Annotated in this window: 22 protein-coding genes; 7 read left to right on the forward strand and 15 right to left on the reverse strand. The window is 68.9% G+C overall.

Annotation, left to right across the window (positions count from 1 at the left end; translation table 11 throughout):
* Positions 1 to 4: 4 nt before the first annotated feature.
* Entirely contained in the window at positions 5 to 499 is a 495-nt protein-coding gene (locus SLW56_RS05335; RefSeq protein ID WP_267083523.1) for a GspH/FimT family pseudopilin, read from the reverse strand.
* A 227-nt stretch (positions 500 to 726) separates the two neighbouring features.
* On the opposite strand from SLW56_RS05335, the gene SLW56_RS05340 reads away from it, so the two are divergent.
* Complete coding sequence (locus SLW56_RS05340) at positions 727 to 1,764, forward strand: histidine kinase (RefSeq protein WP_320694450.1); 1,038 nt, start codon at positions 727 to 729, stop codon at positions 1,762 to 1,764.
* On the opposite strand, the gene ppnN is transcribed toward SLW56_RS05340, so the two are convergent.
* The 5 genes from ppnN to grxD form a co-directional block, all read right to left on the reverse strand.
* Positions 1,754 to 3,142, reverse strand: coding sequence for a nucleotide 5'-monophosphate nucleosidase PpnN (gene ppnN, locus SLW56_RS05345; RefSeq protein WP_017907239.1), 1,389 nt, complete (start codon positions 3,140 to 3,142; stop codon positions 1,754 to 1,756). The genes SLW56_RS05340 and ppnN overlap by 11 nt on opposite strands.
* 113 nt (positions 3,143 to 3,255) lie before the next feature.
* Positions 3,256 to 6,477 (reverse strand): TonB-dependent receptor, encoded by a 3,222-nt coding sequence (locus tag SLW56_RS05350; RefSeq protein WP_152236001.1) that lies wholly within the window; start codon positions 6,475 to 6,477, stop codon positions 3,256 to 3,258.
* A gap of 407 nt (positions 6,478 to 6,884) precedes the next feature.
* On the reverse strand, positions 6,885 to 7,484 hold the full coding sequence (locus tag SLW56_RS05355; protein ID WP_017907241.1) for a MarC family protein: 600 nt from the start codon (positions 7,482 to 7,484) through the stop codon (positions 6,885 to 6,887).
* Positions 7,481 to 8,221, reverse strand: a complete 741-nt coding sequence (locus SLW56_RS05360; RefSeq protein WP_295969796.1) for an SDR family NAD(P)-dependent oxidoreductase — start codon at positions 8,219 to 8,221, stop codon at positions 7,481 to 7,483. The genes SLW56_RS05355 and SLW56_RS05360 overlap by 4 nt, the downstream gene beginning before the upstream one ends.
* A complete protein-coding gene (grxD, locus tag SLW56_RS05365; RefSeq protein WP_010342114.1) occupies positions 8,218 to 8,538 on the reverse strand; it encodes a Grx4 family monothiol glutaredoxin in 321 nt (106 codons plus the stop codon). The genes SLW56_RS05360 and grxD overlap by 4 nt, the downstream gene beginning before the upstream one ends.
* Before the next feature lie 125 nt (positions 8,539 to 8,663).
* On the opposite strand from grxD, the gene SLW56_RS05370 reads away from it, so the two are divergent.
* Positions 8,664 to 9,242 carry a Fe-Mn family superoxide dismutase gene (locus SLW56_RS05370; RefSeq protein WP_152182728.1) on the forward strand — a complete coding sequence of 193 codons (579 nt, stop codon included), beginning with the start codon at positions 8,664 to 8,666 and terminating at the stop codon, positions 9,240 to 9,242.
* 97 nt (positions 9,243 to 9,339) lie between these two features.
* Here the strand turns inward: SLW56_RS05370 and SLW56_RS05375 are convergent, their stop codons facing one another.
* Together SLW56_RS05375 and purE are read right to left on the reverse strand one after the other, a co-directional pair.
* Positions 9,340 to 10,488 carry a 5-(carboxyamino)imidazole ribonucleotide synthase gene (locus SLW56_RS05375; protein ID WP_152235956.1) on the reverse strand — a complete coding sequence of 383 codons (1,149 nt, stop codon included), beginning with the start codon at positions 10,486 to 10,488 and terminating at the stop codon, positions 9,340 to 9,342.
* Positions 10,485 to 10,988: a 5-(carboxyamino)imidazole ribonucleotide mutase gene (purE, locus tag SLW56_RS05380; RefSeq protein WP_152182726.1), complete on the reverse strand. Its 504-nt coding sequence runs from the start codon at positions 10,986 to 10,988 to the stop codon at positions 10,485 to 10,487. Before purE ends, SLW56_RS05375 begins: the two co-directional genes overlap by 4 nt.
* 58 nt (positions 10,989 to 11,046) lie before the next feature.
* Between purE and SLW56_RS05385 the strand changes: the two genes are divergently transcribed.
* From SLW56_RS05385 to SLW56_RS05400, 4 genes are all read left to right on the forward strand, one after another.
* Positions 11,047 to 11,316, forward strand: coding sequence for a Trm112 family protein (locus tag SLW56_RS05385; protein WP_010342118.1), 270 nt, complete (start codon positions 11,047 to 11,049; stop codon positions 11,314 to 11,316).
* Positions 11,313 to 12,236 (forward strand): carboxylating nicotinate-nucleotide diphosphorylase, encoded by a 924-nt coding sequence (nadC, locus tag SLW56_RS05390; RefSeq protein WP_320694451.1) that lies wholly within the window; start codon positions 11,313 to 11,315, stop codon positions 12,234 to 12,236. Before SLW56_RS05385 ends, nadC begins: the two co-directional genes overlap by 4 nt.
* Before the next feature lie 296 nt (positions 12,237 to 12,532).
* Entirely contained in the window at positions 12,533 to 13,681 is a 1,149-nt protein-coding gene (locus SLW56_RS05395; protein ID WP_320694452.1) for a DUF2272 domain-containing protein, read from the forward strand.
* Positions 13,682 to 13,939: 258 nt separating this feature from the next.
* On the forward strand, positions 13,940 to 14,284 hold the full coding sequence (locus SLW56_RS05400; RefSeq protein ID WP_017908204.1) for a DUF3301 domain-containing protein: 345 nt from the start codon (positions 13,940 to 13,942) through the stop codon (positions 14,282 to 14,284).
* Between the two features lie 270 nt (positions 14,285 to 14,554).
* Here the strand turns inward: SLW56_RS05400 and SLW56_RS05405 are convergent, their stop codons facing one another.
* From SLW56_RS05405 to SLW56_RS05435, 7 genes are all read right to left on the reverse strand, one after another.
* Positions 14,555 to 14,986 carry a ClpXP protease specificity-enhancing factor gene (locus SLW56_RS05405; RefSeq protein ID WP_017908205.1) on the reverse strand — a complete coding sequence of 144 codons (432 nt, stop codon included), beginning with the start codon at positions 14,984 to 14,986 and terminating at the stop codon, positions 14,555 to 14,557.
* 73 nt (positions 14,987 to 15,059) lie between these two features.
* Entirely contained in the window at positions 15,060 to 15,695 is a 636-nt protein-coding gene (locus SLW56_RS05410; RefSeq protein WP_010342124.1) for a glutathione S-transferase N-terminal domain-containing protein, read from the reverse strand.
* A gap of 170 nt (positions 15,696 to 15,865) precedes the next feature.
* Positions 15,866 to 16,612 (reverse strand): cytochrome c1, encoded by a 747-nt coding sequence (locus tag SLW56_RS05415; protein WP_295964228.1) that lies wholly within the window; start codon positions 16,610 to 16,612, stop codon positions 15,866 to 15,868.
* Positions 16,605 to 17,867, reverse strand: coding sequence for a cytochrome bc complex cytochrome b subunit (locus SLW56_RS05420; protein ID WP_152236428.1), 1,263 nt, complete (start codon positions 17,865 to 17,867; stop codon positions 16,605 to 16,607). The genes SLW56_RS05415 and SLW56_RS05420 overlap by 8 nt, the downstream gene beginning before the upstream one ends.
* 3 nt (positions 17,868 to 17,870) lie before the next feature.
* Positions 17,871 to 18,500: a ubiquinol-cytochrome c reductase iron-sulfur subunit gene (gene petA, locus SLW56_RS05425; protein WP_026143542.1), complete on the reverse strand. Its 630-nt coding sequence runs from the start codon at positions 18,498 to 18,500 to the stop codon at positions 17,871 to 17,873.
* Between the two features lie 146 nt (positions 18,501 to 18,646).
* Positions 18,647 to 19,603, reverse strand: a complete 957-nt coding sequence (locus SLW56_RS05430; RefSeq protein ID WP_320694453.1) for a lytic transglycosylase domain-containing protein — start codon at positions 19,601 to 19,603, stop codon at positions 18,647 to 18,649.
* Positions 19,604 to 19,702: 99 nt separating this feature from the next.
* Positions 19,703 to 20,677: a WYL domain-containing protein gene (locus tag SLW56_RS05435; RefSeq protein ID WP_320694454.1), complete on the reverse strand. Its 975-nt coding sequence runs from the start codon at positions 20,675 to 20,677 to the stop codon at positions 19,703 to 19,705.
* 76 nt (positions 20,678 to 20,753) lie between these two features.
* Between SLW56_RS05435 and SLW56_RS05440 the strand changes: the two genes are divergently transcribed.
* Complete coding sequence (locus SLW56_RS05440) at positions 20,754 to 21,371, forward strand: glutathione S-transferase (protein ID WP_295846942.1); 618 nt, start codon at positions 20,754 to 20,756, stop codon at positions 21,369 to 21,371.
* The last annotated feature ends 33 nt before the right edge of the window (positions 21,372 to 21,404 follow it).

The following is a 21,404-nucleotide window of genomic DNA, read 5'->3' on the forward strand; positions in this document are numbered from 1 at the left end:
CGGCTCAGCCGGTGGTGGTGCAGCTGCCGCCGTCGGATGTCGATGTGACCTGGGCGCGGCTGCCGCCCATCAGTTTGACGCTCCGGACATTGTTGGATGGGTTGGTAACCGCCATGCAGACGACGATGCCTCCTGTCACCGGCGTACCGCTGCTGTTGCGCGCGATGCCGTCCGCTCCAAAGGTCAGCTTGTCGCCCATGGCATCCAGGGTCGTACTGGTGACGACCAGGCCAGTGCGCAGGGTCGTGCTGCGCAGCACGGTGCCGTCGCGGGCGACGGTCAGGTAGCGGGTCCAGTTGCCGCCGGTGGCACAGGTCGCGCCGTCGTCGCTGCGGCAGAGGCTGACGCCACCGTTCAGGCGCACCGCCTCCGAGCGCGTCAACTGCACCGCGGCGATCAGTTCGTTGGCGGCGCCGGTCAAACGGTTGCTGCGGATCAGACCGGTGAAACTGGGCACCGCCAGCGCCATGATGATCGCCAGCACCGCCACGGTGACCATCAATTCCACCAGCGTGAAACCACGCTGCGTCCGTTCGGCAAGGCCACGCGCGCAAGGAACAGCCATATCCTTCCCCAGATTCTCCCGCCGGCCACGCTAGCGGCCGGACCGCGACCGCGCCAGCCGTTGCCGACGGATGGCGGATATGGGGGAGTGGACGGACCGTGCGCGGCAGGGCGCCAGCCGGCATGATGCACCTCGGCCCTGCCCCACCGCCTTCCGCCCCGATGCCCGCCTCCGCCTACTCCAAGGACCAGCTGCAGGTCCTCAAGCAACCCTCGACCCTGATCTGGATCGTGATGGCCGGCGAGTGCATCGCGGCCATCCTGGCCCTGACCCCGGTCCCGGGCACGGGCATGGCAGGGAGCCGCTGGGTCTACTTCGGGCTGGCGTCGCTGGGCATCCAGTGGGTCGCGCTGCTGACCCTGGCGAGCCTGCTGCTGTTGCGCCGGGCGCTGGCCGGATGCGGCTTCCTGTCCATCACCGTGGCCACACTGGGCCTGATGCAGGCACTGACCTGGCTGATCAGCGGCGTGATTCTCTATGCCTTCGGCGACTACTGGCAGCTCTCGGACCGCGCATGGCTGACGCTGTCGCTGCAGCTGTCCGGCATCGCCCTGCTGATCGGCCTGCTCGGCATGGCCGCGCTGCACAACCACGTGCGCATCAAGCAACTGGTGGAACGCGCCAAGCAGGCCGAGATCGACGCACTGACCGCGCGCGTGCAGCCGCACTTCCTGTTCAACACGCTCAACACCGCGGTGATGCTGGTGCACCGGCAACCGCAACAGGTGGAGCAACTGCTGATGGATCTGTCGGATCTGTTCCGCGCCGCGCTGGCCGCGCCGGACCTGGTCGATCTGCAGGACGAGATCGACCTGGCCAGGCGTTACCTTGACATCGAGGCGATCCGCTTCGGGCCACGCCTGCGCGTCCATTGGGAGGTGCCGAAGGCGCCGGCACCGGTGCGGATTCCGCGGCTGTCGCTGCAACCGCTACTGGAGAACGCCGTGCACCACGGCATCGAATGCAGTGCCGAGGGCGGCGAGATCGGCATCGCCATCGGCGAACGCAACGGCGCCCTGGAGATCAGCGTGCGCAATCCGGTGCCGATAGGCGGCCTGTCGCCGCATATCGACCGCGGTCACCGCGTCGGCCTGTCGGCGCTGCGCACGCGCCTGGACAGCCTGGAAGGCGCCTCGCTGCACACTGCCAGCGATGGCGCCTGGTTCGTCGCGACGATCCGGATCGGACTCAGGCCATGACCCGGTAGCAGGGCCGATACTCGCCGGAGATCTTCATGCGGCGCTGTTCGACGAAGGCGCGCAGCAACTCGTCCAGGGCCTGCATCATGTCCGCATCGCCGTGGATCTCGAACGGGCCATGCTGCTCGATACGGCGCATGCCGTCTTCCTTGACGTTGCCGGCGACGATGCCGGAGAAGGCGCGACGCAGGTCCGCGGCCAGCGCATGCGGCGGACGGCCATGGTGCAGATCCAGCGCGGCCATCGCCTCATGGGTCGGCTCGAACGGACGCTGATACTCCAGCGGGATGTCCACCGACCAATTGAAGTAGAACGCGTCCTTCTGCTCCTTGCGGTGCGTGCGCACGTGCTGGATGCCGGCGGCCATCTTGCGCGCCACCGCCACCGGATCGCCGACCACGATCTCGTAGCGCGAGGTGGCCACTTCGCCCAGGGTCAGGCGCAGGAAGCGGTCGATCTGCTCGAAATACGGCGCGGCGATGGTCGGGCCGGTGAGGATCAGCGGGAACGGCAGGTCGCGGTTCTCCTCGCGCAGCAGGATGCCGAGCAGATACAGGATCTCCTCGGCGGTGCCGACACCGCCGGGGAACACGATGATGCCGTGGCCGATGCGGACGAAGGCCTCCAGGCGCTTCTCGATGTCCGGCATGATCACCAGGTGGTTGACGATCGGGTTCGGCGACTCGGCGGCGATGATGCCCGGCTCGGTCACGCCGATGTAGCGGTTGTCGTGCTTGCGCTGCTTGGCATGGGCGATGGTGGCGCCCTTCATCGGCCCCTTCATCGCGCCCGGGCCGCAACCGGTGCAGATGTCCAGCCCGCGCAGGCCCAACTCGTAGCCGACCTGCTTGGTGTACAGGTACTCGTCGCGCGAGATCGAATGGCCGCCCCAGCACACCACCAGCTTGGGATCGGTCGGCTGCAGGATGCGCGCATTGCGCAACTGGCCGAACACCGCATTGGTGATGCCTTCGCTGGACTGCAGGTCGGTGCTGGATTCGGGGCCTAGCTCGATGGCCATGTAGGCCAGGTCGCGGACCACGGCGAACAGCAGCTCGGCCACGCCATTGATGATCTCGCCGTCGACGAAGGCCATTGCGGGCGCGTTGAGCAAGTCGATGCGCACGCCACGGTCGCGCTGCACCACCTGGATGTCGAAGTCGGGATACAGATCGCGCGCCGCGCGCGGATCGTCCGAGGCGCTGCCGCTGGTCAGCACCGCCAGCGCGCAGCGCCGCAGCAGTTCGTGCAGGCCGCCGCTGGAGGCATCGCGTAGGCGCGCCACTTCCACGCGCGAGAGGATGTCCAGGCCGCCGCGCGGGTAGATCCGCGCATCCACTACCGGCAGCGCGCGCGCCGCCGTATTGCTGGTCGTCATATCGAATGTCTTGTCGGTGTCGTCAGCCGGCGACTTTAACGTCAGCCCCCACAAAAAGAAAACGGCCGGGTCGCCCCGGCCGTTTCCAACGCTTCAGCTAGCGTGCGCCGCGATCAGAACTGATAGCGGAAGCCAAGCTGCAGCGACCACTGCGACACGCCGGTGTTGAAGCCGTCGGCGTCGGCATTGGCTGCCGTCGGCTGGTCGGTGTACAGGGTGTTGTACACGTACTTGCCCTGGTAGATGCCCTGCAGGTTGGCGACGCGGGCATCGGCGTAGAAGCCGTAGTCGTAGATCCGGCCCCACTTCTTGTTCAGCAGGTTGCCCACGTTCTGGATGTCCAGCCAGACCTCGGACTTGTGGCCCTTGAAGAAGCCCGGCAGCTGCTGGGTGATGCGCACGTCGAAGGTGTTGATCCAGCCGGAACGGAAGCCGTTGGCCGGGGCGTAGCTGCCGGCGTACTTGGCCAGCTGCGGGTTCTTGGCCAGCCAGTCGAAGAACTGCTGCTGCAGCGCCGGGTTGGCGGTGAACGCACCGGTGTTGCTCAGCGTGCCGAACAGCACGTCGCCCGGGCCCTTCGGCACGTAGAACAGGTCGTTGGTCGAACGGCCGTCGCCGTTGGCGTCGCCGTTGAACACGTAGCTGTACGGACGGCCGCTGCGGCCTTCGTAGACCAGGCCCACGCGGGTCTCGTAGTCGCCGAAGAACATGTGCTTCCAGTCCAGCGAGCCGGAGATCCGGTCCTTGATCTCGTAGCGCGAGGTGTTCTCGGTTTCCGAGTTGGCGTTGAAGGCGTACTGGTAGCCCCAGCCCGAGCTGGCGGTGGAGCTGGTCAGCGAACCGACTTCGGTGGCGTGGGTGTAGGTGTAGCCCAGGGTCCAGGACCAGTCGCCGCCTTCGCTGAACGGCTTGGACAGCGACACGGTGAACTGCTGGGTCTTGCCCTTGTCGGTGTTGTCGATCAGGTAGACGTCGCTATACGCCGGATTGCGGTTGTAGCGGTTGTTGCCAGTGGCCCACGGACGACCGGTCTGCGCCGGGTTCCAGTACAGCGCGCGGCCATCCGGACCGTAGTAGGCCGGGCTCGGATCCTGGCCAGGGCTGTTGACGCGACCGATGTTCAGGCTCTTGTAGTACAGGCCGTTGTTGACCTTGGTCACCAGCAGCTCGGCCGAGGCCACGATGCCGTACCACGGCAGTTCGTGATCCAGGGCCAGGTTGGCCTTGTACAGCGACGGCAGCTTGAAGTCGTTGCCGACGAAGCTCACGCCCTGGGTCGCCGAACCGGGACGATTCGGGACCGGCTGGGTATCCTTGTTGGCGCTGAACGGCACCGTCGGATCGTACGTGGTCAGGCTATAAGCGTTGTAGTTGAAGCCGGTGTTGGAGTAGCTGTTGCCGATCCACACCTGCGGCGCATCGCCCTGGAACAGGCCCACGCCACCGCGCAGCTGGGTCGGACGGTCGGTGTCGAAGGTGTAGTTGAAGCCGACGCGCGGCTGGATCAGGAAATCGCCGTTGAAGATCTTGCTGTTGTCGTAGCCGAAGTAGGCCTGCGCCGCGGCGTTGTAGGTCGGATCCGGGCTCACGCTCGCGCGATCGCCGCGCAGACCCAGGGTCAGGGTCAGGTTGTTGTTGACGTACCAGGTGTCCTGCACGAACAGGCCGAGGTTGCTGTTCTTGTAGTCGGCCGCGATCGAACCCGGGCTGCGCTCCTGGTTGAGCTGGTACGAGCTCCAGCGGCCGCTGGCGAAGTTGTCCAGGCCGAAGAAGGTGTACACGCCCCAGGTGTTGCGGCCGTACAGGTTGTAGATGTCGTTGGTGCTGTAGTCGACGCCGAACTTCAGGTTGTGGTTGTCAAGGGTCAGGGTGCCCGCACCGTAGTAGTTCCAGGTCTTGGTGGTGAGGATGTTGCCCTGCGAGTTGGTCTCGGTGCCCAGGAACAGCACGTCGCCGGTCGGGTTGGCGACCGAACCGTCGAAGTACACGGCGATGCTCGGCGCGTTGGTCGGCACCACGCGGATCGCGGAGTAGTCGCGGTAGGACACCTTGAACTCGGTGGAGAAGTTCTCGGACCAGTCGCTGAACAGCTGGCCGACGTAGCTCTCGACAGACTTCTCGTGCTGGTACCAGTACGAGCTCAGCGAGGCCTGGCTGGAGTTGCCGGCACCATTGATGCGCAGCTTGCTCTGGTCGAGCTTGCTGTAGCGGAAGCTGGCGCGGTGGTTGTCGCTGATGTTCCAGTCCAGCTTGAGCGCGTATTCCTTCAGGTCGGTGTTGCCGTCGCTGTCCAGGGTGCCGGCGTCGAAGCCGTAGTTCTTGGCGATCTGCTGGGCGCGGGTCACGTCGGCCATGCCGTACTTGGCGTTGGCCTTGCCCAGCGCGGTGCTGCCCAGGTCGAGGCCCGGCGCGTCCTGCTGGAACTTCTCGTAGTTGGCGAAGAAGAACAGCTTGTCCTTGACGATCGGGCCGCCGAAGGTCGCGCCGTAGGTCTTCTCCTTGGTGAAGCCGTTGAACTTGCTGCCGTCCGGGTTGTCGCCGAACCAGTCGCCATCGCGATAGCTGCCGTACACCGAACCGTGGAACTCGTTGGTACCGGACTTGGTCACCGCGTTGACGGTGGCGCCGGCGGCGCTGGCGATGCTGACGTCGTAGTTGGACAGGTTGACGTCGATGGCTTCGATCGCTTCCATCGACACCGGCTGACGCCGGGTGGTCATGTTGTTGCCTTCCAGGCCGAAGGTGTCGCTGGCCGAGACGCCGTCGATGTTGATCGAGTTGTAGCGCGGGTTCAGGCCGCCGGCGCTGATCGTGCCCGAGGCGCGATCGACGAAGGCCACGCGCGGATCCAGGCGCATGTAGTCCTGGATGTTGCCGTTGATCGACGGCAGCGCTTCGATCTGCTCGCGGCCGACGTTGGTGCCCGAGCCCATCTTGGTGGCGCTGAACACTTCCGAGCCGGTGGCGATGGCGACCGCGTTGACCGTCTCCAGCGTGGTCGGCGCAGCCATGTCGCCGGTCAGGTCGGCGTTGATGGTGGCGTTCTGGTTGACGCTCAGGTACACGCCGTCTTCGGTCTTGGTGCCGTCACCCGACTTGGTGATGGTGATGCTGTACGGACCGCCGACGCGCAGGCCGCGCGCGTTGTAGCGACCGGCGGCATCGGTGGTGGCGCGGCTGACCGTGCCCGACTCGACGTGGGTGATGGTCACCTCGGCGCCGGCGACCGGCTGGCCGCCGTGGGTCACCACACCGCCGACACCGGCGGAGGTGCTCTGGGCGAACACCGGCGCCGCGGCCAGCGCCGCAACGAGGCCCAGAGTGAGCTTGGACATCCGCAGACGGGGTTGAATCATTGCAATAGCCTCGATGGAGTTTGACGAAATGCGCATGGCAGGCCGTGCGGGGTACGGACGCACGGCCGCGGAATGAGGGGGCTGGTCACCCTTGCCGATTCCCCGCAAGGGTTAACATGAGTTTAACACCATAGGGCCAATTTGTTGCCAAACCGTGACAGCGCGGCACAAGCGGACATCAGAAGACGTCGATCCCAGTCCTGGCGGGCTTCGGCGACAACGCCGGGACAGGCACGGAAGGCCGCCCGGGACCGCCGCCGGCCACGCCCCCCCTACCCGTGCCGCCTGAGGGGGCAGCAGCAAGCAGCCTGGCGTGCTCGAAGCGAGGCCCGCCCGGGGCCAGCGCGCCGTCCCCACGGCGCCCCCGACTCGGCCGCGATGCAACCTCAGCCGGCGACCGGCAGCTTCAGATAAGCGCTGAGCCCGTCCAGGAACATCTGCACCGAGATCGCCACCAGCAGCATGCCCATCAGCCGCTCGACCGCGGTCAGCACGCGCATGCCGAGCAGCTTGTACAGCAGCGTGCCGGAGAACAGCAGGGCCGAGGTCGCCAGCCAGGCCAGGATCAGCGCCAGGCTCCACTCGCCCAGCCGGGTCGGCTCGTTGCTGCCCATCAGCATCACCGCGGCCATGCCGGAAGGGCCGGCGACCAGCGGGATGGCCAGCGGCACGATGAAGGGCTCGCCGTCGGGAATTTCGCCCATCAGCCCTTCCGGGCGCGGGAAGATCATGCGGATGCCGATCAGGAACAGCACGATGCCGCCGGCGATCGCCACCGACTCCTGACGCAGGTGCATCACTTCCAGGGCGTACTTGCCACCCCACAGGAAGCCCATCAGCACGCCCAGCGCGATCAGCAGTTCGCGCGCCAGCACGACGCGCTGGCGCCGCGCCGGCAGCGGCTTGAGCACGCTGAGGAACACCGGGATGTTGCCCAGCGGGTCGAGGATCAGGAACAGCAGCAGCGCTGCCGACAGGATGGTCATGCCAGGGGATTCCAGATTGCGCCGCGGTGCGCGGCGCCGGCGGGCGACAGCAGGTCGACGCAGGCGCCGGCGTAGCGCGCCGGATCGACCGCGTCGCGGTCTTCTTGATGGGTGTAGGCGCGGGCGCGCAAGGCGGTACGCATCGGCCCCGGCTGCAGGCCGGCCACGCGCACGCGCGAGGCGGCCAGCTCGCCGTGCAGGCTCGCCAGCAGGCCGCGGCGGCCGTGCTGGGCCGCGCCGTAGCCACCCCAGTAGGCCTGGCCGACCCGCGCCGGATCGTCCACCGCGAACACGATCGCGGCATCCTCGGCCTGTCGCAGCAACGGCAGGCAGGCCTGGGTCAGCCAGGCCGCGGCGGTCAGGTTGACGTGGATCGCGCGCGCGAACTGGGCCGGATCGGCATGCTCGAACGGGGTCAGCCCGGCGAAGTCGGCGGCGCAGTGCAGCAGCCCGTCCAGGCGGCCGAGCTCGCCCTGCAGGCGCTCGGCCAGGGTCGCGTAGTCCGGCGGAGTGGCGCCGAGCAGGTCCAGCGGGTACAGCAGCGGCGCGGCGCCGACCGCGGCGATCGCGTCGTAGACGCGGTTCAAGCGTACCGGCTTGTGCCCGAGCAGGACAACGGTGGCCCCCGCCTGGGCGCAGGCCAGCGCCGCAGCGCTGCCGAGCCCGCCGGCGGCGCCGCTGACCAGGACCACCCGCTGCGCCAGCGCGCCGGCCTGCGGCGACGCAGGCGCACTCACGACTGGTAGGCCTCGGTCACGATGCGCTGCAACTCGCCGGACTCGAACAGTTCCATGGTGATGTCGCAGCCACCGATCAGCTCGCCATGGATGAACAGCTGCGGGAACGTCGGCCAGTTCGAATAGCGCGGCAGATTGGCACGAATCTCCGGCTCGTCGAGCACGTTGACGGTGTGCAGGCGGTCGGCGCCGGCGGCCAGCAACGCCTGCAACGCGCGGCTGGAAAAGCCGCACATCGGGTACTGCGGCGTGCCCTTCATGAACAACACGATGGGATGGCGTTCGACGTCGGCCTGGATGCGCTCCATCACCTGCATGCGGGTTCTCTCCTGCTGGGGCGAAAGAACGACCTTGGCGGTCGGCTAGACTCTCGCGTAGCCGCATAGTGTAAGCCCTGCGCGCGGCAGTACCGCGACGCGCGCCCGAAACCGCCAGAGGATCCATGCCCATCGAACTCGCTCCCCTGCCCTACGCCGCCGCGGCGCTGGCCCCGCACCTGTCCGCCGCCGCGGTGGAACAGCACCACGGCCAGCACCAGCGCGCGTTGGTGGAACGGCTCAATGCTCGGCTCGCCGGCAGCGACCTGGCCGAGCTGGCGCTGCCGGACCTGCTGCGGCGCGCGCAGGGCCGGCTGTTCCAGGAGGCGGCCGAGGTCTGGAATCACGAGTTCTACTGGCGCGGCCTGCGCCCGCGCGGCGGCGGCGAACCGGGCGGCGCGCTCGGCGAGCGCCTGACCAGGAGTTTCGGCGACGTGGCGCGGTTCAAGGCCGAGTTCGAGCGCATGGCCCTGGCGCTGTTCGGTTCGGGCTGGGTCTGGCTGGTGCAGCGTCCCGACGGCAACCTGGCCGTGGTCAGCACCGCCAACGCCGGCACCCCGCTGACCGGCGACGACACGCCGCTGCTCGGCTGCGACGTCTGGGAACACGCTTACTACATCGACCATCCCGGCGACCGCGCGCGCTATCTGCAGGCGTTCTGGAAACTGGTCAATTGGGAGTTCGCGGCGTCCAATCTGCGGTGAGCGGGGATTGGGGAGTCGGGATTGGAGATTCGCAGGAGCGGCGGCCGTGGCTGCCGGTTCCTGGCCCAGGCGTGGCCTGGGCGCTCCTGCTGCTGGTTCAGCGCTCGCCGCGCAACGCGGCGATCACCGGGGCGACCTGGGCCTCGCGCTGCAGTTGCGCGCCCACGGTCTGCAGGGCCAGCGCCAGCGCCTCCGGCGTGTCCTCGCGCAGGGTGGCGTGGCCGACCTTGCGGCCTTCGCGCGGCTGCTTGCCGTAGTCGTGCCAATGCCCGCCGGGCTGCGCCAGGACCGGTGCGGCGTCGGGCATCGCGCCGATCCAGTTGAGCATGCAGGCGTGGCCGCGCATGCGGGTGGATCCCAAGGGCAGCCCCAGTACCGCGCGCAGGTGGTTCTCGAACTGCGAGGTCTCCGCGCCTTCGATGGTCCAGTGGCCGGAGTTGTGCACGCGCGGGGCCATCTCGTTGGCCAGCAGTTCGCCGTCGCGGCAGAACAGTTCCAGCGCGAACACGCCGACGTACTGCAGGCGTTCGGCCAGGGCACGCGCATGCGCCACCGCCGCCTGCTCAAGCGCGGCATCGGCCTGCGCCGGCGCCAGGCTGGCCGACAGCACGCCGTGCACATGCCAGTTCTCGGTCAGCGGCCAGGTGCGGAACTCGCCGTCGCGGCCGCGCACCGCCACCACGCTGACCTCGCGCTGGAACGGCACGAACGCCTCGGCGATCAGGCCGACGCTGGCCGCCTGCGCGCCCAGCGCCGCCCAGGCCGCATCGGCGTCGGCGGCGGAGGCGATGCGGAACTGGCCCTTGCCGTCGTAGCCGAGCCGGCGGGTCTTGAGGATGCACGGCGTGCCGACCTGCGCCAGCGCCGCGTCCAGATCGGCGCGGGTGTCGATCGCGGCGAACGCCGGCACGGGAATGCCGAGTTCACGGAACAGGGTCTTCTCGGCCAGGCGATCCTGCGCCACGGCCAGCGCATCCGGGCTCGGGAACACCGGCACCTGCCCGGCCAGCCAACCGGCGCTGGCCGCAGGCACGTTCTCGAAATCGAAGGTCGCCACGTCGACCGCGTCGGCGAACGCGGCCAGCGCGGTCTCGTCGGCATAGTCGCCGACCCGCAGCGGCGCGATCTGCCCGGCGCAGGCATCGGCCGCCGGATCCAGCAGCGCGAAGCGCAGGCCCAGCGGCACGCCGGCCACCGCCATCATGCGTGCCAACTGCCCCGCTCCCAGGATGCCGACGGTGGTCATTGGCGCGGATCGTCCTTGGCCATCACGTCGTCGGTCTGGCGCTGACGGAACTCGCCCAGCGCGGCACCGATCTCAGCGTGATCGTGGGCCAGCATCGCCGCGGCGAACAGCGCGGCGTTGGCCGCGCCGGCATTGCCGATCGCGAAGGTGGCCACCGGGATACCCGCCGGCATCTGCACGATCGACAGCAGCGAGTCCATGCCGTTGAGCGCCTTGGACTGCACCGGCACGCCCAGCACCGGCACTGCGGTCTTGGCCGCGAGCATGCCCGGCAGGTGCGCGGCGCCGCCAGCGCCGGCCACGATCGCGCGCAGGCCGCGCCCAGACGCTTGCTCGGCATAGGAGAACAACACGTCGGGGGTGCGGTGCGCCGACACCACCTTCACTTCATAGGGCACACCCAGCGCATCGAGTTTCTGCGCCGCATGCTGCATGGTCTCCCAGTCGGAGCGGGAACCCATCACGATGCCGACGAGCGGCGCGGTTTGCTTGGAGGTCATGGCCGTCCCCTGCCTTAAAGACGTATTCTAGCCGTCTTCCACGCAAGACGAAGACCGGATGGACCGCAAACTGCTCGACCTGCTGTGCTCGCCCGACACCCGCCAACCGCTGGCGCTGCTGGAGGCGCGCGGCCTGGAGGCATTGAACCGCGCCATCGCCGCCGGCGGCGTGCAGCGCGCCGATGGCAGTGCGCAGGCGCAACCGCTGCGCGAAGCCCTGATCACCCGCGACCGCAAGCAGGTGTTCCGCGTCGACGACGGCATTCCGGTGCTGCTGGCCGAAGAGGCCATCGGCACCGCCCAGCTCGCCGACTTCCCGGCCAAATGAGCCGCGACATGGCGCCGCCGCAGGCGCCCGCCGCGGAGCTGATCGCCGCCGACGTCGCGCGTGCGCTGGCCGAGGATCTCGGCAGCGGCGACGTCACCGCCGCGCTTGCGCTGGCCGAGGATCTCGGCAGCGGCGACGTCACCGCCGCGCTGCTGCCCGACCGCGCCGACAGCGCCTACCTGCTGTGCAAGCAGGACGCCGTGATCGCCGGCCGCCCCTGGTTCGACGCCTGCCACCAGGCGCTGGATCCGCAGGTCCGCATCGACTGGCAGGTGAGCGAAGGCCAGCGCGTGGCCGCCGGCACGGTGCTGGCGTTGCTGCACGGGCGCAGTCGCGCCCTGGTCAGCGCCGAGCGCGCCTCGTTGAACTTCCTGCAGACCCTGTCGGCCACCGCCACCGCCACCGCCGCCTACGTGGCCGCGGTCGCCGGCACCGGCGCGCGTATCCTGGACACGCGCAAGACCCTACCCGGCCTGCGCCTGGCGCAGAAGTACGCGGTGCGCTGCGGCGGCGGCAGCAACCACCGCATCGGCCTGTACGACACGGTGATGCTCAAGGAGAACCACATCCACGCCGCCGGTTCGCTGCCTGCGGCGGTGGCCGCCGCGCGCGCGCAGTGGCCGGCGCTGCCGCTGGTGGTCGAGGTGGAAACTCTGGAGCAACTGCGCGAAGCGCTGCAGGCCGGCTGCGATCGCATCCTGATCGACGACTTCACTGCGGAACAGCGCCGCGACGCGGTGGCGATCGCCGCGGCCGCACCGTTCAATCGCGCGATTCCGCTGGAAGTCTCCGGCGGCGTCGACCTGGAGGCGGTGCGCGCGATCGCGCAGGACGGCGTCGACTGCATCTCCATCGGCGCACTCACCAAGCATGTGCAGGCCGTGGATCTGTCGCTGAAACTCGGAACGCCGCCGCAGTAGGCGGCCAGAGCCGCGACGAGGCGACCGCGCGCCCATTCCACACCCGCGGCGAATGCGGATACATCCCATGCGTGCATGTCCGCACGCATGGCCCAGTCGCGACGTTGATCGTTTCCACCCCGCTGGGTGAGTCCCACCACCCCCAAGGGCAAATCGCGAAGTGCCTGATCCGCCGGCAAACGCGCTAGCCAGCACGGCGCGATCTGCCTGGATCGCGCGGCACGCCCTACACTTCACGGCCTCGCCAACGCCGCTCTGCGACGCTGCGCGCTTCCCCGTCCCCACCGAGTCCGCCGATGTTCCGCCCCTGGTTCGCGCTGCTGTGTGTCGCCGCCCTGTTTCCCGCCGGCCGCGCCGCGGCCGCGGAAGTCTGCGATCTGCCGCCGCGCTTCGGCCTGACCCCGGCGGCGGTGGCGATCGTGCGCACCGCCTGCAACGAGCACCGGCTGTGGTGGCGCCCGTTCATCGATCGCGACGGCCGCCTGGCCGGCCTGCGCGTCACCGAGGCCGAGCGCGCCGACCTTGCCGACGACGGCATCGAAGCCTGGCAGCGCGTCGCCACCTACTGGCGCGACAGCGGCACGCTGGGCGCAATGGGCCGCTTCGACGGTGCCGAGAGCTGCCAGCAGTTGGACGGGTCGCGCTACCGCGAGAACGACTGCCGCGCCTTCATCGTCGACAACCCGTGGTCGGCAGCCTTCGTGTCCTACGTGATGGTGCGCGCCGGCGTGGCCGGCTTCCACACCTCGATCCGGCATATCGACTACATCCGCGCCGCCTACCAGGCCGGCGCCGACGGCCTGCCCTATCGCTTCGCCGACCCGCAGCAGGAAAAGCCTGCCCCCGGCGATCTGCTGTGCTTCCTGCGCGGACGCCGGCAGCCGGTCGGCACCGCCGGCCTGCGCGAGGCGCTGGCGCGCGGCCGCCCGCTGCCGTGGGAATCGCATTGCGACATCGTGGTCGCAGCCAATGTCGGCGGCGACCAGACCCTGTACCTGATCGGCGGCAACGTGTTCAACGCAGTGACCATGCGCAAGCTCAAGCTGGACCGCAGCGGGCGCCTGCAACTGGATGCGCCGCTGGCGCAGGACCAGAACGACGAAGGCGCCGCGCTCGAATGCACGCCCGGCCACGAGGAACTGTGCGACTTCAATCGCCAGGACTGGTCCGCCCTGCTGAAGCTGCAACCGCAGGCGCAGGTGCTGCTGCCGCCCGCCCCGATCGATCCCGCCGCCGCGCCGGTGACGACGCCAGCCGCGCCCGCGGCCAGTGCGGTCCCCGGCACGCCCGCCGCCCCGCCCGCACCGCCCGCACCACCCACCGGCCCGAACACGCCGGCGGCGGCATCCCCCATACCCAACGCGACACCAGCAGCGCCGCAACCCACTGCGCCCACCGGCAACCAGGCACCCAAGACCGAACCGCAGTCACAGCCACAGCGCTAAAGCGTATTCGTCCAATCGCAACACCAGGGCGCCTCTCAACACCGGGAGTCCGGTGGACGCACACCGCGCGTCATCAATGCATGCAGATGCCTCGCTCAGGACCACGGCGGGGACCGGAGGCGTCCGTCAGCCGCTGCACCGCCCCAAGACATCTACGAGCAGCGCGCGAGGCGCAGCTCTTGCCATTCCCCATTCCCGAATCCCAATCCCAGCCCAAGCAAGATTGCCCGCCTACCAGCGCCTCGCTACAGTGGCGCCATGCCCAGCCTGATCCTGTTGATGATCGCCGGCGCCGCGGTGTTCGCGTTCTGGAACGCCTCGCGTGCGGCCGCCGAACGCGCCGAAATCCTCGGCCGCAACGCCTGCAAGGCTGCCGACGTACAGTGGCTGGACCAGAGCGTGCACGGCACCGGCCTGCGCCTGCGGCGCTTGCCCAACGGCTGGCTCGGCTTCGAGCGCAGTTTCCGCTTCGACTATTCCTACGATGGCACCGACCGCCACAGCGGGCGCCTGGTGCTGCTCGGCGATCAGCTGATCGCGTTCACCGGGCCGTCGGTCGCCAGCGTGAGCAGCCTGCAGGAAGCCCGCGCGCAGCGCGACTGAGCCGTGCACCCCGGCCGCGCACCGATACCGACACCGATGGCGTGCGGCGTGTCGTGTCGGGCGACAGCGAAGCTGAGTGCGCGGGCGATGCGCATGCCACATGGAATGGACGGCGAATGCAGGAGCGGCTTCAGCCGCGATGGGCGTCACCGGTAAGCCCGTCGCGGCTGAAGCCGCTCCTGCGACAGAACAACGCGGTGCGCGGCGCGCGATTACCGAAAACGCCAACGCTTGGATGGGTGAAGCGCGGCCACCGAGGCCGCGCATCGGCTACTTGACCACGCGCAGGCGCGGCCGCTTGCCGGCGTCGTCGGACCCGCCCGGCCGCGGCGGTGGCGGGGTGTCGTCGCCCGGCGGCTCGCTGGCGCCATGGATGTCGTCCGGCAGCGCCATGCCCTGCCCGGTTTCGCGTGCATAGACCGCCAGCACCGCGGACATCGGCACCTGCACCGGGTAGCTGACGCCGCCGAAGCGGGCGGTGAAGCTGACCCCGTCGTTGTCGATCTGCAGACGCACCACGGCGCGCTCGGCGATGTTCAGCACCACCCGCCCGTCCTTGACCGCGCTCGGCGGCACCTGCACGCCGGGCAGGCCCGCATCCACCAGGATGTGCGGGGTCATGCCGTTGTCGTTGATCCATTCCACCAGCGCCCGCAGCAGGTACGGGCGATGGCTGGTCATGCGGGAAGTGTCGTCGCTCATGCGCCCATTCTACGTGCCGGCGCGCAATGCCGGTACAGCTCGGAAGACAATGGAGACGGCGCGGCGGACAGCATCATGCCGGCAGGTCGCGCAGTTTCTTTTCCTGATCGGTCAGGCTGCGGATGAACCCCGGATTGCGGAAGATGCGGTTGCCGTAATCCTCGATCGCCTTGCCGTCTTTCGGCAGCGGGATGTCCAGCGCCTGCAGGCGCCAGATGATCGGCGCCATCGCGCAGTCGGCCAGGCTCATCTCCGGATTGAGGAAGAACTTGCTGGCCTTGAACAGCGGCACCGAGGCGGTCAGCAGTTCCTTCAGGCGCTTGCGCCCGGCTTCGGCCTGGGCCTTGTTGCCGAGCTGGATCGCCTGCACCTGCGGCACCCAGTCGTGCTCGATGCGCAGCATCGCCAGGCGCAGCCGCGCGCGCGAAAGCGGGTCGACCGGCATCAGCGGCGGATGCGGATAGCGCTCGTCCAGGTACTCGCTGACCACCGAGGCGGCGTACAGCACCAGCTCGCGCTCGACCAGGGTCGGCACCGAGTGGTAGGGATTCAGGTCGATCAGGTCTTCCGGCGGATTCTGCGGATCCACCGCCACGAAATCGTAGGTCACGCCCTTGGCCGCGAGCACCAGGCGGACGCGGTGGCACAGGACATCATCCGTGGAGGAAAACAACGTCAAGGTATTTCGCATGCGCAAACTCGCCGCCATTCAAGGCTCTCCGACGGCCGGAATCCGCCGGCCGCATCGACGCCGCCCGCACATTGCGGACGGTCGTCACGGCCCCTGAGTGTGCAACCCTCGCTCACAAAAGCCAATAGGATGAACAGGGGATCGGCTCAGCAACGGTGCAGCCGGGACGCGGCCGAAACGGCCGCGACTCAATGCACGTCCTTCCAGTATTCCTTCTTCAGCAGATACGCCAGGAAGGTCAGCAGCGCCAGGAACAGCACCACCCACACGCCCAGGTTCTGCCGCTTCAGCGCCGCCGGCTCGCCGGCGTATTCGAGGAAATTGCTGATGTCGCGCACCGTCTGGTCGAACTCGACCGGGCTCTGCTTGCCCGGCGTCGCCAGTTGCAGCCGCTCCACCGGCTTGTCCACGCCCGGCTGCTCGGCCTTGCCGTAGACCGGCTGCTGCAGGCCCTGCAGGTCCCACAGCGGATTGGGCATGGAGGCGTTGGCGAACAGCTTGTTGTTCCAGCCCAGCGGCCGCGACTGGTCGAGATAGAACGACTTGAGGTAGGTGTAGACCCAGTCGGTGCCGCGCACGCGGGCGATCAGGCTCAGGTCCGGCGGCGCCTTGCCGAACCATTTGGTCGCCGCATCGTGCGGCATCGCCGTCCCGATGTGTTCGCCGATCTTGGCGCCGGTGAAGTTGAGGTTGTGCATCACCTCGTCCTCGCTCAGGCCCAGATCCTCGGCCATGCGCTGGTAGCGCAGGTACTTCAGCGAATGGCAGCCGGAACAGTAGTTCATGAACAGCTTGGCGCCGCGCTGCAGCGAGGCGCGGTCGCCCAGGTCGTTGCCGGCCTGCAGGGTGGCGGCACCCTCGGCGGCCATGGCCGAGACGGACAGCAGCAAGGCCGACACGACGCCGGCGAACACAGCGATCAGGCGCTTAGTCATGGCTGCTCACCCGCTCCGGCACCGGCTTGGTTCGATCCAGCGAGGTCCATATCGGCATCGTCAGGAAGAAGGCGAAATACAGCACGGTCAGCACGCGGCCGATGTAGGTCTCGATGATCTCGGTACCGGGGCCGGAACCGATCACGCCGAGCCAGACGAAGCACACCGCAAGAATCCCCAGCATCACCCGCGAGATCCAGCCGCGGTAGCGGATCGACTTGACCTTGGCGCGATCCAGCCACGGCACCAGGAACAGGATCGCGATGGCCGAGAACATCACCAGCACGCCGCCGAGCTTGTTCGGCACCACCCGCAACATCGCGTAGTACGGGGTGTAGTACCAGACCGGCTTGATGTGCTCCGGCGTCACCAGGCGGTTGGCCTCGGTGAAGTTGTCGTGCTCCAGGAACAGGCCGCCGAAGCCGGGCGCGAAGAAGATGATGAAGGCGCCGATCATCAGCAGGAAACCGACGCCGACCAGGTCCTTGACCGTGTAGTACGGATGGAACGGGATGCCGTCGGCCGGCTTGATCGGGCTCCAGCGATTGCCCTTGGGCCCCTTCTTGATCTCCACGCCGTCGGGATTGTTGGAACCGACCTCGTGCAGCGCGCCCAGGTGCAGCACCACCAGCAGCAACAGCACCAGCGGCAGCGCGATCACGTGCAGGGCGAAGAAGCGGTTGAGGGTGGCGTCGGACGGCAGGTAATCGCCCATGATCCACTCGGTCAGGCCGTTGCCGATCACGGGGATCGCGCCGAACAGCGAGATGATCACCTTGGCGCCCCAGAACGACATCTGCCCCCAGGGCAGCACGTAGCCCATGAAGGCTTCGGCCATCAGCACCAGGTAGATCAGCATGCCCAGGATCCACACCAGTTCGCGCGGCTTCTTGTAGCTGCCGTACATCAGCCCGCGGAACATGTGCAGGTACACCACGATGAAGAACAGCGAGGCGCCGGTGGAGTGCATGTAGCGGATCAGCCAGCCCCACTCGACGTCGCGCATGATGTACTCGACCGAGTTGAACGCCTCGGCCGCGCTGGTCTTGTAGTGCATCGTCAGGAAGATGCCGGTGACGATCTGGTTGACCAGCACCACCATCGCCAGCGAGCCGAAGTAGTACCAGAGGTTGAAGTTCTTCGGCGCGTAGTACTCGGTGACGTGCTTGCGGTAGAACGGCATCAGCCCGGGGGCGCGCTCGTTGACCCAGTCGAACACGTTGCCCGCGGTGCGGGTGAGGATGTTGTCGGCCATGACTTACGCCCCTCCCTTCGCGGACGCGCTCGGGTCCACGCCGATCACCAGCGTGTTGTCGTCCTGGTAGTGGTGCGGCGGCACCAGCAGGTTGATCGGCGCCGGCACGCCCTGGAACACGCGGCCGGACATGTCGAAGCGCGACTTGTGGCAGGGGCAGAAATAGCCGCCCTTCCAGTCGGGGTCGTAGGGTTCGGGGCGGATCTCGGCGACCATTTCCGGCGAGCAACCCAGATGGGTGCACAGGCCGACCAGCACCGAGACGTCGGGCTTGATCGAGCGGTACTCCGGATTCTTCAGCACGTAGTCCGGCTGCTGGTCCTTGTTGGTGGACTCCGGATCCTTGAGCCGGCTGTCCAGCGACGGCAACGCATCGAGCATCGCCTTGGAGCGCTTGACGATCCAGATCGGCTGGCCGCGCCATTCCAGGATCAGGCGCTGCCCTTCCTGCAGGGCGCTGATGTCGGCGGTGACCGGCGCGCCGGCCAGCTTGGCCTTTGCGCTCGGATTCCAGGACTTGATGAAAGGAACGGCGACGAACCCCGCACCGACCGCGCCCACGACGGACGTGGTGGCGGTGAGAAAGCGGCGGCGTCCTACATTTACAGAATCGTTGACCCCATCGTTGGCCATCCGGCACTCCGATCTGTGATTGGGTAGCGTGAGGCTGCCAGCAGCTCGGTGGGGGTCGAGCCGCACTGAATCCACTGCAGTGTAGCGGAACCCTTAACGCGCCGACAATGGACGCGCAACGCCTCCTGCCGGGCCGCGGCGACGGCTCAATGCGCGGTCGCCAGCACGCCGCGGTAGCGCTCGGCGAGCACGCCCACCCGCTGCACGTAGCGTTGGGTCTCGCTGTACGGCGGCACCCCGCCGTGTTTGTCTACCGCGCCTTCGCCGGCGTTGTAGCCGGCCGCGGCCAGGCTGAGGTTGCCGTTGAAGCGCTTCAGCAGCCACGCCAGGTACTGCACGCCGCCGCGAATGTTTTGCGCTGCATCAAACGAATCGCTGACGCCGAAGCGGCGCGCGGTCGGCGGCATCAGCTGCATCAGCCCCTGCGCACCGGCGCGGCTGAGGGCCGTCGGGTTGTAGGCGGACTCGGCGTGGATGATGGCGCGCACCACCGCTTCGTCGACACCGTACTCGCGCGCGGCGGCGGCGATCTCGCTCTGGTAGGCGGTGGTGTTCAGGCGCACCGCACCGAAGTTGACCCCCGGGTTGGCGCAGGCATAGCAGGTTTCCATGAAGCTGTAGCGGATCGTGCGCACCGCGCCGAGATTGGCGACCTGGGTCGGACGCGCACTGGTGTAGTGGCGCACGCCGTCCTTCATGTACGAATACAGCTGACCGCTGACCAGACGCCGTGGCGCGCCACTGCTGCTGGGCGACACCGGGGCGACCCGGTTGGGCACGGCGTTGGCGGTCACCGGGGCCGGGGCGGCGACCGGCGCGCTGATCAGGGTGGCCGGCGCCACGGTGCCGGCGCTGGCGATGACGCCGCGGCTGGGCGGCCGCTCGGTGCTGGCCTTGGCCGGCGCAGGCGCAGGGGCGGCCCGCGCGGCGCGGCGGTCGGGGGTGTAGCGGCCGATCACGCTGCAGCTGGCGCCGGACACGCGCTTGCTGCCGTAGCTGGGCACGCCGTCGTTGCCGGTGCACTTGTACAGGGTGCCGGCGCTGGCCGGCGCAGCCGTCAACGTGGCGAGTCCCAGCCCCAGGAGCCACAGCATCCCCTTCATGGCGGCGAGTGTCCCAACTTCCCCGCCGCTTGCCAAGTCCGCACCGTCCGGGGCCGGAGCAGCGCCGGGCGGCCAGTGCGCCCTCCCCGTCCGTATCACCTACTCCACCGGTGCCGGCTCCGGCACCTGCTCCAGCAACGCGTTCAGCACCCCGCGCAGCGCCGTCCGCACCTCGGCCGTGGCCTCCAGACCTGCGAACGGCACGCCGATGGTCAGCAATTGCGCCGCCAGCCACGGCACCGCGTCGGCCAGCAGCGACAGCCGGCAGTGGCCGTCGGCCTCGTCCTGCAGGGTGCCGCACCACAGTGGAATGCGCGCCCCCAGCTCGGCGGCGCTGCCACGCAGCCGCACACTGAGGGCGAAACCCATCGCCTGCGGGCTGTAGCGGATCGCCGCGTCGACCATGGCCGCCGGTTCCTGCGGCGGCAGGCGCAACGCCACCGCCGCGCCGAGCTGCAAGGGCGGCACGATGCGTTCGGCGCGGAAGGTGCGCCAGTCGGCACGATCGCGGTCCCAGGCAAGCAGGTACCAGCGGCGGCCGGCGTTGACCAGGCGCAAGGGCTCGACCAGCCGCTCGCTGGCGCGCCCGGTATGGTCGCGGTAGACGAAACCGAGCAGGCGCCGGTCGCGGCAAGCGCTGGCGACCCCGATCAGCACCCGCGTGTCCGGCCGTAGCGGGTCCTGGCCCAGCGCCAGGGTCGCCCCCTGCAAGGCCTCGGCGCGCTGCCGCACCCGCGTCGGCAGCAGCGGTTCGAGCTTGGCCAGCACCCGCACCGCGGTGTCCTCCAGGCCGGCCATGCTGGCGCAGGCCGCGCGCAGCGCCACCGCGACCGCCACCGCTTCGTCTTCCTCGAACAGCAGCGGCAACATCCGGGCGCCTGCGGCCAGCCGGTACCCGCCGCCGACCCCGGCCGCGGCCTCCACGGCGTAGCCCAGCGCGCGCAGCCGCTCCACGTCGCGGCGCAGGCTGCGCCGGTCCACGCCGAGCCGCGCGGCCAGCTCGGCGCCGGGCCACAGCCGGCGGGTCTGCAGCAGGGCGATCAGGCGCAACAGGCGGGCGGCGGGCGATGACATCGGCGCACGCTATTGCGGACAGGATCTGTCCGCAATGGGGTCTAGGGTGTTCGCACCGACCAGCCAGGAGCCGCCCATGACCAGCGACCGCCACATCACCCTGTTCCACAACCCGCATTCGCGCTCGCGCGGCGTGTTGATCCTGCTCGAGGAACTGGGCGCCGACTACGCCATCGAGCGCATCGACTTCGACAGGCAGGCGCAACTGGCGCCGGACTACCTGGCGATCAACCCGATGGGCAAGGTGCCGGCGATCGTGCACGCCGGCGCGGTGGTGACCGAGCAGGGCGCCATCTACCCCTACCTGGCCGACCTGTATGCCGAGGCCGGGCTGGCACCGCCGATCGGCGACCCGCTGCGCGGCCCCTACCTGCGCTGGCTGGCGTTCTACGGCGCCTGCTTCGAGCCGGCCCTCGTCGACCGCGCGCTCAAGCGCGAGCCGCCACCGCGGGCGATGTCGCCCTATGCCGACTGCGATACCGTGCTGGCGGTGGTGGACGCGCAACTGGCGCGCGGCGATTACCTGCTCGGCGCGCGCTGCAGCGCCGCCGACGTGCTGTGGGGCAGCGCGCTGGGCTGGATGCTGCAGTTCGGCCTGCTCGACCCGCCGGCGCCGACCCGCGCCTACGCCGCGCGCATGGCGGCGCGGCCGGCGGTGCAGCGCGCGCTGGCGGTGGATGCCGCAGCGGGCTAGCGTCCTGCGCTGGCGCGCAGGCAGGGGTAAACT

Source organism: Xanthomonas sp. LF07-6 (assembly GCF_034105445.1).
Classification (GTDB): Bacteria; Pseudomonadota; Gammaproteobacteria; order Xanthomonadales; family Xanthomonadaceae; genus Xanthomonas_A; species Xanthomonas_A sontii.

Excerpts from the sequence above, each read along its gene's own strand:
- SLW56_RS05430 (WP_320694453.1), bottom strand. The coding sequence starts at position 19,603 with ATGAAGGGGATGCTGTGGCTCCTGGGGCTGGGACTCGCCACGTTGACG.
- SLW56_RS05420 (WP_152236428.1), bottom strand. The coding sequence starts at position 17,867 with ATGGCCGACAACATCCTCACCCGCACCGCGGGCAACGTGTTCGACTGG.
- SLW56_RS05405 (WP_017908205.1), bottom strand. The coding sequence starts at position 14,986 with ATGAGCGACGACACTTCCCGCATGACCAGCCATCGCCCGTACCTGCTG.
- SLW56_RS05435 (WP_320694454.1), bottom strand. The coding sequence starts at position 20,677 with ATGTCATCGCCCGCCGCCCGCCTGTTGCGCCTGATCGCCCTGCTGCAG.
- SLW56_RS05385 (WP_010342118.1), top strand. The coding sequence starts at position 11,047 with ATGGACCGCAAACTGCTCGACCTGCTGTGCTCGCCCGACACCCGCCAA.
- SLW56_RS05335 (WP_267083523.1), bottom strand. The coding sequence starts at position 499 with ATGGTCACCGTGGCGGTGCTGGCGATCATCATGGCGCTGGCGGTGCCC.
- SLW56_RS05340 (WP_320694450.1), top strand. The coding sequence starts at position 727 with ATGCCCGCCTCCGCCTACTCCAAGGACCAGCTGCAGGTCCTCAAGCAA.
- purE (WP_152182726.1), bottom strand. The coding sequence starts at position 10,988 with ATGACCTCCAAGCAAACCGCGCCGCTCGTCGGCATCGTGATGGGTTCC.
- petA (WP_026143542.1), bottom strand. The coding sequence starts at position 18,500 with ATGGCCAACGATGGGGTCAACGATTCTGTAAATGTAGGACGCCGCCGC.
- SLW56_RS05355 (WP_017907241.1), bottom strand. The coding sequence starts at position 7,484 with ATGACCATCCTGTCGGCAGCGCTGCTGCTGTTCCTGATCCTCGACCCG.
- SLW56_RS05415 (WP_295964228.1), bottom strand. The coding sequence starts at position 16,612 with ATGACTAAGCGCCTGATCGCTGTGTTCGCCGGCGTCGTGTCGGCCTTG.
- SLW56_RS05400 (WP_017908204.1), top strand. The coding sequence starts at position 13,940 with ATGCCCAGCCTGATCCTGTTGATGATCGCCGGCGCCGCGGTGTTCGCG.
- SLW56_RS05440 (WP_295846942.1), top strand. The coding sequence starts at position 20,754 with ATGACCAGCGACCGCCACATCACCCTGTTCCACAACCCGCATTCGCGC.
- SLW56_RS05410 (WP_010342124.1), bottom strand. The coding sequence starts at position 15,695 with ATGGCGGCGAGTTTGCGCATGCGAAATACCTTGACGTTGTTTTCCTCC.
- grxD (WP_010342114.1), bottom strand. The coding sequence starts at position 8,538 with ATGCAGGTGATGGAGCGCATCCAGGCCGACGTCGAACGCCATCCCATC.
- SLW56_RS05375 (WP_152235956.1), bottom strand. The coding sequence starts at position 10,488 with ATGACCACCGTCGGCATCCTGGGAGCGGGGCAGTTGGCACGCATGATG.
- ppnN (WP_017907239.1), bottom strand. The coding sequence starts at position 3,142 with ATGACGACCAGCAATACGGCGGCGCGCGCGCTGCCGGTAGTGGATGCG.
- nadC (WP_320694451.1), top strand. The coding sequence starts at position 11,313 with ATGAGCCGCGACATGGCGCCGCCGCAGGCGCCCGCCGCGGAGCTGATC.
- SLW56_RS05370 (WP_152182728.1), top strand. The coding sequence starts at position 8,664 with ATGCCCATCGAACTCGCTCCCCTGCCCTACGCCGCCGCGGCGCTGGCC.
- SLW56_RS05350 (WP_152236001.1), bottom strand. The coding sequence starts at position 6,477 with ATGTCCAAGCTCACTCTGGGCCTCGTTGCGGCGCTGGCCGCGGCGCCG.
- SLW56_RS05395 (WP_320694452.1), top strand. The coding sequence starts at position 12,533 with ATGTTCCGCCCCTGGTTCGCGCTGCTGTGTGTCGCCGCCCTGTTTCCC.